At 52.2% G+C, this 10294-nt stretch carries 3 protein-coding genes and 1 pseudogene; all 4 read right to left on the bottom strand.

Annotated features, from left to right (window positions below; translation table 11 throughout):
- Positions 1-5 precede the first annotated feature (5 nt).
- A complete protein-coding gene (treY, locus tag IVG45_RS11925; RefSeq protein ID WP_196434057.1) occupies positions 6-2990 on the bottom strand; it encodes a malto-oligosyltrehalose synthase in 2985 nt (994 codons plus the stop codon).
- Positions 2991-3041: 51 nt separating this feature from the next.
- On the bottom strand, positions 3042-5159 hold the full coding sequence (gene glgX, locus IVG45_RS11920; RefSeq protein WP_196434056.1) for a glycogen debranching protein GlgX: 2118 nt from the start codon (positions 5157-5159) through the stop codon (positions 3042-3044).
- Positions 5160-5271: 112 nt separating this feature from the next.
- A complete protein-coding gene (gene treS / locus IVG45_RS11915; RefSeq protein WP_196434055.1) occupies positions 5272-8592 on the bottom strand; it encodes a maltose alpha-D-glucosyltransferase in 3321 nt (1106 codons plus the stop codon).
- Between the two features lie 749 nt (positions 8593-9341).
- Positions 9342-10279 (bottom strand): annotated as a pseudogene (locus IVG45_RS11910) (IS3 family transposase); the annotation flags it as partial.
- Positions 10280-10294: the final 15 nt, after the last annotated feature.

Here is a 10294-nt window from a genome sequence, read left to right as displayed (position 1 = left end):
TCAAATCAGGATGCCACGTTCTCACCGATAATCAGCCCCACCGGAAATTCCGCCAGAATTTGTGCGACGGGCATATGCCAACGAGATTGCCGCTTCTGATGTTTCAGAACCTTCCCGGTGAAGACACAGGTATATTGCTTATCGCCCAGACTAGAAGGCAGTTCCACCGATGTATGCTTCCAAACCTTTTCTCCCAGAGGCAGCATTTCGGCATCTCCCAGCAACCGCACGAAGAAACGCGGTGCTACTGTGATGACGGTGCGCTCACCGAATCTGCGTGCATAGGCGCATAGATGAGCGGCTTGTTCTCCCTTGACTGCCAGCAGCAAATAGCTTCCTTGCTGAAACACGTCCGGCCAGCGTTTTCGCAACGCCAGCGCCAGCCAAACAATCAACAGTTTGGCCCGGCCGTCTTCCAGCGTCTCACATAACGCTCTTACACCAGCAATACGTTGATGCGATTCCTGCGTGACGAGCGTTTGTAATCCATCCAGCCGTGTTTGCCGGTAGCCGAAATCAACCGGCCGCCGGTTGTCGGGGTCCACCAGGCTGAAATCCCAACATTCGCAGCCTTGATAAATATCCGGCACACCCGGCACGGTGAGCTTGATCAATGTCTGCGACAAGCTATTAAACATCCCGAGCCTAGCGATCCGCCGCTGAAAAGGCCGGAAGTCCGTCAGAAACGCACTGTCTGGCGGCGCATTGATCAGTGCATCGGCAAAGGCCGTGACAGCATCTTCATAGGCTGTATTGGGGTTTATCCAGCTGGTATATACCTTGGCTTCGCGCACGGCCTTAACCAGATATTCCTTGACCCGAACCGTGAATCGCGCCATTTCATTGGCGTCGGGCTCTCCTAGCGGCCAAACCCCCAGCAAGGTCTGATAGATGAAATATTCATCGTTGAGGGTGGGAACCGCCATACCATCCACCATGCCTTTAATATTTTGATTGGCGCGGCCCCAGCGTCGTAGCGCCAATCGCCAAGCCGCCGGTATTTCAGACAACACATTGAGACGGGCGCGCACATCCTCACTGCGTTTGCTGTCATGACTGGAAGTGGCCAACATTGAATGTGGGCTACGCTCTGCGCGCAGCTGATTGGCGCGGTGAAATGCGCTGCGTGTCACGCCGAATCGCCGTGGATCACCACCGACTTCATTAAGCGACAGCAAGCGGTGATAGATATAGGAGCCGGTGTCCTCCAACCCTTTCGCCATAACCGGACTGGTGAATTGCTGGAATTTCATGGAAAACGCCAGCACTTGTTCAGTGTACGCAGGTGATTTGCCATCTGCTGCCGCGAGCGTGAGTACATCTCGCACAAACTCGAAAATGCTGGCATCTGCTGTCGTGCTTCGACGTTTTGCCGCTAGGGCGGCCTGTTCTATATTACTAAGATCTTCCTGTGTTACTTCTCGGGCGCTGATGTAGCCACGATAAACCGGGAAGCAGGCAACGATTTCCGCCAAGGCCGTACGCAATCCGTTCAACGTGTAATCGCAGGTATGGCGGTCGGCTTCGGCGATTTTCGACAGCAGGTTGGCCAACACATTCAATTCTCCCGACAGCGCGGACTTCATGATCAGCTTCTTGGAACGGTAGAGCAGATCGTCGAAATCGACATGCTCGCCGATGAAGCTGTGATAGGCGCGTTGCATGCGTTCGGCGGCGCTGGTATCGACAAATAGCCCGTTAAGTAGATTGGTAAATTCATAACCCGTCGTGCCGTGCACCGGCCAGCTACCGCGTAAATCTTCGTCTGCCGCCAGTATTTTTTCGACCACCAGATAAGGTGCGCGCCCGACATGGTTACAATGTTCGACCAGCTTGCAAAAATACGCTTCCGGATCGTACAAACCATCAGGATGGTCCAGACGCAAGCCATCCAGTTTGCCTTCCTGAACTAGCCGCAACAATAACTGATGGGTCGCATCGAAGACCTCGTCGTTCTCCATGCGTAAGCCGGCCAGATCGTTGATGTCGAAAAACCGCCGGTAATTAATCTCATCCGAGGCTACCCGCCAGAATGCCAGCCGGTATGCTTGCGCCTCGATCAAATGATGGAGACGATCGAAACTGGCCGGTTCCCCGGCCTTACCGTTAAAGACGCGCACGTTCTCTTCCAGAAACCCGGCGATATCGGCGGAATAAGCAACGAGGCCGGCTAGTTGGCGCTTATGCACTTCCTTGTCGCGCCGGCGTTCAAGCTGACGCTCAGATGATTTCTCACTGCGAGACGGCAGATTGTGGAACGCGGTCACCAGACTCTGGTATTCCATCAATAACCGATTGCTTTCCCCTAAGCGAGCGCTCAAGGTGTCCATGCGAAACGCCAGAATATGCGGGTATTCCGCCGGATCCACCGGAAAGTGGTGATCGTAATAATAGATACCGAATTCACCGTGTGCCGCATCAAAACGCAGTTGCAGTTCGGCATTATCCAGCGCCGCACCATAATGCTTGCCCAGTACCGGTAATAGCACCTTGCCGTGCAGCTTAGCCTTGGTCGGCATCCAGTCAATATCAAAGAACCCGGCATGAGCCGCGGTCTGACCGTTTTCCAGCACGTCCAGCCACCAGGCATTATCGCCGCCCAGCACGCCCATATGATTAGGCACCACATCAAGGATTTGTCCCATGCCTTGCCGGGCTAGGGTTTCACAAAGCTGCTCAAATTCCTGGTATGAACCTATCTCCGGATTCAGTGTGTTGTGATCGATGATGTCGTAGCCGTGCCGGCTGCCGGGCCGCGCCTTGAGATAGGGTGAGGCATAGAGGTGGGAGATGCCTAGCGCTCTCAGGTAGGGAATAATTTCAAGCGCCTGTTTAAAAGTGAAGTCACCGTTGAATTGCAGCCTATAGGTGGCCAATGGAATGCGCGGCTCCGGCAGCGGTGGCAAGCCGTTTTGTCGAGATTGCGTCTGGCCGGCTTTAGCATGTTGGGCGGTAATATTCTCAATAAAGCGCTTCACATTATTTTTCATGTCCGCACATCCTCAACCCAAACGGCATGTCATGCACGCGTTTCATGCGGTCTACGCCTGTTTCAGCAACACTAGCGAGCGTCCGCCCAACGGATAAGCTTGCTCTGTCTTGTAACGAGTAACATTGGGCGTACCGATGGCATCCCGGGTGTCGAGCAGCACTTCCCAATACTCATGATCCTCGAATTGCGGCAACATAAATGCGATCTCCTCATGATAAGCATTCAGCAGCAACAACAGATTATTGTCTTGTAAACGCCGTCCGCGGCCGTCGGTTTCGATCAGTTTGCCGCCTTCAAAATAAAGGCCCAGACAATGCGAAGACGGCTGATCCCAGTCGTCATCTCTGGTTTCGGAGCCATCGGAATTGAGCCAGATGATATCTTTTATCTCGCCGCCGTAATGGGGGCTTCCCTGAAAAAAATAACGTCGCCGAAACAAAGGGTGCTGGTTGCGCAGGCTGATGATACGCCGAGTGAAGGCAAGCAACTCCTTATCCTGTTTCTTCAGTTCCCACGACAGCCAGCTAATCGCATTATCCTGACAATAGGCATTGTTATTACCCAGCTGGGTGCGCCCCAGCTCGTCGCCTGCCTGCAGCATCGGAACCCCTTGCGAAAACAGCAGCGTAGCAAGAAGATTGCGCTTTTGCCGGGCACGCAAGGCGTTGATCGCCGGATCGTTGGTTTCTCCCTCGACGCCGCAATTCCAGCAATGGTTATTGTCGGTACCGGAATTGCCTTCTTGATTGGCCTCGTTGTGCTTGTCGTTGTAGGTCACCAGGTCATGCAAGGTAAAGCCGTCGTGGGCGGTGAGGAAATTGATGCTGGCATGAGTCCGCCCACTGCGTTCGTACAGGTCGCTGGATCCGGTCAAGCGTTGCGCCAGCTCCCCGATCAAACCTTCATCGCCTTTCCAGTAGGCACGAATACAATCGCGATACTTATCGTTCCATTCCGACCAGCCCAGCGGGAAATTTCCGACTTGATAGCCACCCTCGCCCAGATCCCAGGGTTCGGCAATCAGCTTGATGGTGCTCAGCACCGGATCCTGACGGATGGTATTGAAGAAGGTGCCAAGCTGGTTCACGTCGTGTAATTCTCTTGCCAGCGAGGACGCCAGATCGAAACGGAAGCCGTCTACATGCATTTCCAACACCCAATAACGCAGGCTGTCCATCATTAACTGCAGCACGCAGGATTCTTGCATGTCCAGGGTATTGCCACAGCCGGTGTAGTCTACATAATAGCGTGGATTATCACCCGCCAGGCGATAGTAGGACGCATTGTCGATACCCCGGAAGGATAGTGTCGGCCCCAGTTGATTGCCTTCGGCGGTATGGTTGTAAACCACATCCAGAATCACCTCGATACCTGCCTTATGCAGAGTCTTTACCATGGTTTTAAATTCGCTGACCTGGCCGCTGGCCGAATAACGGGAATCCGGGGCCAGAAAGCCTATGGAGTTATAGCCCCAGTAATTGCGCGCGCCGCGCTCGACCAGATGGCGATCATCGAGAAAAGCATGCACCGGCATCAGCTCAACGGTCGTCACCCCTAGCCGTTGCAGATGCTCGATGACGGGGTCCATAGCCAATCCGGCATAGGTGCCGCGAAACTTCGGCAAAAGATCGGGATGCTGCATGGTAAAGCCTTTGACGTGCAGCTCATAAATCACCATATCGCACCATTGAATGTCGGGGGGATGATCATTCCCCCAGGCGAAGGCCTGATCGATAACCCGGCACTTCGGCATCACATTGGCATTGTCGCGGCGACTGAAAGAAAGATCGTCGTCCTTGGCGCCGATGCGATAACCGAAATGGGCGTCGCTCCACAGCGGCGTCCCCACGATATCTTTTGCATAGGGTTCTATCAGCAGCTTGTTCGGATTGAATCGATGCCCATCTTGCGGACGGTAAGGTCCATGCACCCGAAAACCATAAAGCAGTCCGGGACGGGCCTCGGGTAGATAGCAGTGCCAGACTAAATCGCTACGCTCCTTGAGTTCGACGCGCTGGACTTCGTTCTTGCCGTTGGCATCGAACAAGCACAATTCGACCTTTTCGGCATGCTCGGAAAAGATAGCAAAATTTACCCCTTCGCCGTCCCAAAAAGCGCCGCGCGGATAGGGTCGCCCCGGCCATACCGCCGTTATCGTCTTATTCATCTTGAACCTCCGGTCAAAATTATCCGCGTTTAATGGTATTGGTCATGGCAACGATTGAGCGCCTGGTTGAGCTGTCTGCTGGCTACCCTGCAATCAATCCTTAGATCGCAGATTACAATCGCGACAGTATGCAGCGGAGCGAAGTCACGACCCAATCCGGGCTTTTATCAAGTTCGTTGCGCACATCGTGAAGCGCCTTTTCCAGTATAAAAAGATCGAGTAGCGCTGCGTCCGATGTAAGTACTGAATTGCCCACTGCTTCACTGTACCCTGCCAGGAAAACGCGGCCAACCTCTGCTTCCCAGTCACGCATAAATGGCTCAAACTTTGTCATATCCTTGGGCTGTTCTGCACCGGCCTGCGCGAGTGCATTATCGGCGGCATAGCTGAAGGATCTCAGCATGTCGGCGACATCCCTCAATGGCAAGTGTTTGTGGCGGCGCTCGGCGAAAGTGCAAGTCGGATCACCCTTAAAATCGGTAATCACGAAATCATTCTCGCTGAGTAACACGTTCTCCAATTGATAATTGCCGTGGTAACGTGTCTTGACGGCATCCAGATGCCCGGGAATACAGGCTCGAATGCGATTCGTAACCGCATTGCGTTGCGCCAGCAAGCTTTGCACTAAAGCGCGAACACTATCGGCAAGCCCCGCCTGGCGACGTTCGAGCTGATCCAGCGTGGCTGTAGCCTCGGCTAGCACCTGTAATACCCAATCCTCAAGATCGGCATCGGTTACCGGCTCGGGATCGAAGGCGGAATCACCGGTCATGTTTCCTAGCGCGTTGTGTAGTTCGCCAGTCCGCTGGCCAAGCGTGCGTATTAAAACTAGATAGGCCGCATGTGCTTGTTCCGCGGATTTGGGGGGCTCACCTGCCGTGCGGCATTCTTCAAGGAATCGCCCGAGATAATCCAAGGTATAATTCCAACAGTCACCCTGATTTCTTACATGGCCCTGCAACATAGCCAGTGTCATTTTTCGACCTTCGCTGTCCTCATACTCAACTAGGCCAAATACTGGTGCTATATTGGGAAACTTGACCACCTCGGTTAAAAAACGCCCAATTTCGAACTCCGGGTGCATGCCGATTTCCAGATGCCGATAGCCTTTCAGAAAATATTGTTCAGCCAATACGACGGTAGTATTACTACCCTGTAGGCCAAGTGGTCTTATTGAAATATTGGCGGATGCCTTGCCGAGTGAAACAAAAGCGTCGGTAGCTGAAAAACGGATAGTGCCTGTTGCGCAAGTTAGCGTGTCTCGTGAGCCAATGGCCTCTTCCAACGCTTGGTAAAACGACTCGTCGGCAAAAGCATCAGCCAGTATGCCAATTTGAGCCTGTTGGCGTACTTTGGCCACCGTGGTCGGCAACATGGCGCGCAGGTGTTTCTCGTCGCCGTTTTCCCACGCCAGTGCCAGTGGCAAAAAGCAGAAATAGGGCTCGCCTGAATCAGCTTCAACACGGCACAATGCTATCAGCCACTTTTTACCATCACGCTCCCACTCGGTATAATCGTTAATCACAACACGTCGTATCCCACCGCCTTTGTCGCCGGACCAGTGTTGCGCGGCGACAAAATGCGGTAATACCTCTTCTTCGAGCTGATGACGGACTTTCTCGGCAATGGCACTACGCGAAGGTACAACTTTATCTTTGAAGAAGCTGTTCCAACCATCGAACAACACCAGTGTCGGCAGTTCCTCGGGGAGTAAGTGCTCATCGTGCCAAGCTGGAATCTCTTGGCCACTGGCCAGTCGGAACCAATAATGATTATGGCCGGGTAGGGTAAGAAGATAAGGTAATTCACCAATTGGCGGAAAAGACGCACGGCCCATTAATTCCACAGGCACGCGTCCCTTATACGCGGAAAGATCAAGTTCAACTGCTTGAGCGGCGCGAGACAGGTTGGCCACGCACAAGATAATATCGTCTTGATATAGTCTGAAATAGGCCAGTATCTTGCGATTTCTGGGATGTAAAAATACCAGTTCTCCGCGACCAAAAGCCTGATGGTTTTTGCGCAGCGCCAGCACGCGCTGCATCCAGTTCAGCAACGAACCACGTTCGCGTTGTTGCGCCTCGACATTGACCGACCCGAAACCATAGACCGGATCCATGATAGGGGGTAGGTATAGGCGTTGTGGATCGGCGCGCGAGAACCCGGCATTGCGGTCCGGACTCCATTGCATGGGGGTACGCACGCCATTGCGATCACCCAGGAAAAAATTATCTCCCATGCCGATTTCGTCGCCGTAATAGAGACTGGGAGAACCCGGCATGGACAGCAGCAAGCTGTTCATCAGCTTGATTTTATCGATTTCGTTGTCCATCAGCGGGGCCAGTCGGCGCCGAATGCCGACGTTCACACGTGCGCGCGGATCAACAACATACATCTGGTACATATAGTCACGTTCTTTGTCAGTGACCATCTCCAAAGTAAGCTCGTCGTGATTACGAAGAAAGACTGCCCATTGGCAGGAATCCGGAATATTTGGGGTCTGCCGCATGATATCGACGATAGGATGACGATCTTCCTGAGCAATGGCCATGTACATGCGCGGCATGAGCGGGAAATGGTAGGCCATGTGACATTCATCGCCGTTACTGAAGTAGTCACGCACATCTTCCGGCCACTGATTAACTTCGGCGAGAAAAACGCAGTGAGGGTAATGGGCATCAAGCACCGCGCGCATTTGTTTGATGACGGCGTGAGTTCCCGGCAGATTTTCGTTTTGAGTGCCCTCGCGCACGCACAGATAAGGAATTGCATCCAAACGCATGCCGTCAACGCCTAGGTCCAGCCAAAAACGCATCAGTTTTATGACGGCTTTCACCACCATTGGATTATTGAAGTTGAGGTCCGGTTGATGATGGAAGAAACGATGCCAGTAATAAGCACGGGCTTCTTCGTCCCAGGTCCAGTTCGACCTCTCGGCATCTTTAAAAATAATCCGCGTCTCAGCAAACTTCTGGTTGGAATCACTCCATACATAAAAATCCCGTTTACTTGAACCAGCGGGGGCTCTGCGCGCAGCCTGAAACCAGGGATGCTGATCTGAAGTGTGATTGATGACCAGTTCAGTGATAATTTTGAGGCCGCGGCGGTGGGCTTCCTTTACGAACAATTTGAAATCGGCCATGGTGCCGTATTCGGGATGGATGTTGCGATAGTCAGCAATGTCATAACCGTCATCACGCATTGGAGACGGATAGAACGGTAATAGCCAAAGCGTGTTGACGCCTAAGTCCTGGATGTAATCGAGCTTCTGGATTAAGCCGGGAAAATCCCCGGTGCCATTATTATCGCTGTCATAAAAGGCTTTAATATGCAGCTCGTAAATAACGGCATCTTTATACCAAAGCGGGTCATCCATCCATTGTGTGATATCCACCCGAGGTTCATTTATATCGTTGGATTTTGTCTGGTTCATAGTTCTCTTTTGCAGCAAGCTGTCAAAGCGCATTCGGTAAACATGCTCCGAAGGAATTTTAAAATATGCGTAGACACTAGCGAGAGTGCGTTTCCTGCTCTGCTAAATCCGATGGAATTTTGTTTGGTTAAACATAAGCATGCATTATTCCTGGGCTAGAAACAACTAGGCATTCGTATGTCAGGATGCTCAACAAAACCTCCGATAGGTCAAAGGGAATATCGCCCTAATGCTTAAGGTCGCACCTCAACCTTCCTGCAAATGCGTGCTGGACACCATTGCCGGATTTCTAAGGTTAAGTGTTAATGCTGCAGGGACATAGTGACTATTAATCGACCGAAGATACGATCTTTCTTTTGGATTCAGTAGCAAGATTTTTTAGGTTCTCCTCTATGTTTTCCATGGATTGGTTATTTAGTGGTGATTGACACCAAATTTACTTAGTCGGGTCTATTGCCACAACCAATGGTTAGAGTAGCGCCCCTTTCACGCTAAGAACCCAATGTTCACTGGCACGTTAATACTTGCAATAACAATTGCTAAAAATAGCCTATCTGCAAAGCTGACCATTGTCTGTACGCTATAGAACATAATCTTGCTGATAGATCTAGGTTATGTTGACGTTTCGTCGTAACCATAAAAGCACTGATGCAAATGACAACATCCCCATGTAATTACTAGCCTTTTTCTCATGATGGGTAGAAGTCACATAGTGTAGGTGATGTGTCAACACTTTTCCGGACACACAGCTAAGCAGCTTTAAGCTGCACTTCGTAGTCAACGGGCGACAGGTAGCCATTGGCGGAATGAAGTCGCTCGCGGTTATAAAACACTTCGATATATTCGAATACGGCCTGCCTGGCCTCGGATCGGGTTCGATAGGTCTGGTGATGTATCAACTCGATTTTCAGGGTATGAAAGAAACTTTCCGAGACGGCATTATCCCAGCAGTTTCCCTTACGACTCATGCTTTGCCGGATGCCGTGTTGCGTTAATAAGGCTCGATGGCTGTCCGATGCATATTGGCTGCCGCGATCGGTATGCCATAGCAAGCCTTTCTCGGGCTTGCGCTTCCAAACCGCCATCAGTAGCGCATCGTTCACCAGTTTGGTCCGCATATGTTCGGCCATAGACCAGCCCACGACTTGCCGGGAATAGAGATCAATCACCACGGCCAGATACAGCCAGCCCTCCTGCGTATGGATATAGGTGATGTCGCCGGCATAGACTTGATTGGGCTTTTCCACGGCAAATTGCCGATCCAGGTGATTGGACGCAACCGGTTGATGATGCTTCGAATTCGTCGTGGCTTTGAATTTGCGCTTGGTTTTACAGGCCAACCCCGCTTCCCGCATCAAACGACCGATACGGCGGCGGCTGACGGTTCGGTTCTGAGCGGATAAGGCGGCTTTGAGACGGCGCGTACCGTAGGTTGCCCGGCTTTTGCCAAAGGTGCTTTGGATCATCTCGGATAGGGCGGCATCGTCTTGTTCGCCCGCAGAGGGGCCTTGCTTCAGCCAGTCGTAGTAGGCGCTTCGGGATACCCTCATGAACCGGCACAGGGTATCTACCGCAAAGTCCTCTGCATGCTGCTTGATCCAGGCGTACTTCATCTTTGTTCCTTGGCGAAGTACGCCGCTGCCTTTTTTAGTAAATCGCGCTCCTCGGTCAATCGGGCCACTTCCTTCGCTGCGAAACCTTG

It is taken from the genome of Methylomonas sp. LL1 (genome assembly GCF_015711015.1).
In the GTDB taxonomy this organism is placed as follows: Bacteria; Pseudomonadota; Gammaproteobacteria; order Methylococcales; family Methylomonadaceae; genus Methylomonas.
This window is presented reverse-complemented; position numbering and strand designations above follow the sequence as displayed.

Excerpts from the sequence above, each read along its gene's own strand:
- treY (WP_196434057.1), bottom strand. The coding sequence starts at position 2,990 with ATGAAAAATAATGTGAAGCGCTTTATTGAGAATATTACCGCCCAACAT.
- glgX (WP_196434056.1), bottom strand. The coding sequence starts at position 5,159 with ATGAATAAGACGATAACGGCGGTATGGCCGGGGCGACCCTATCCGCGC.
- treS (WP_196434055.1), bottom strand. The coding sequence starts at position 8,592 with ATGAACCAGACAAAATCCAACGATATAAATGAACCTCGGGTGGATATC.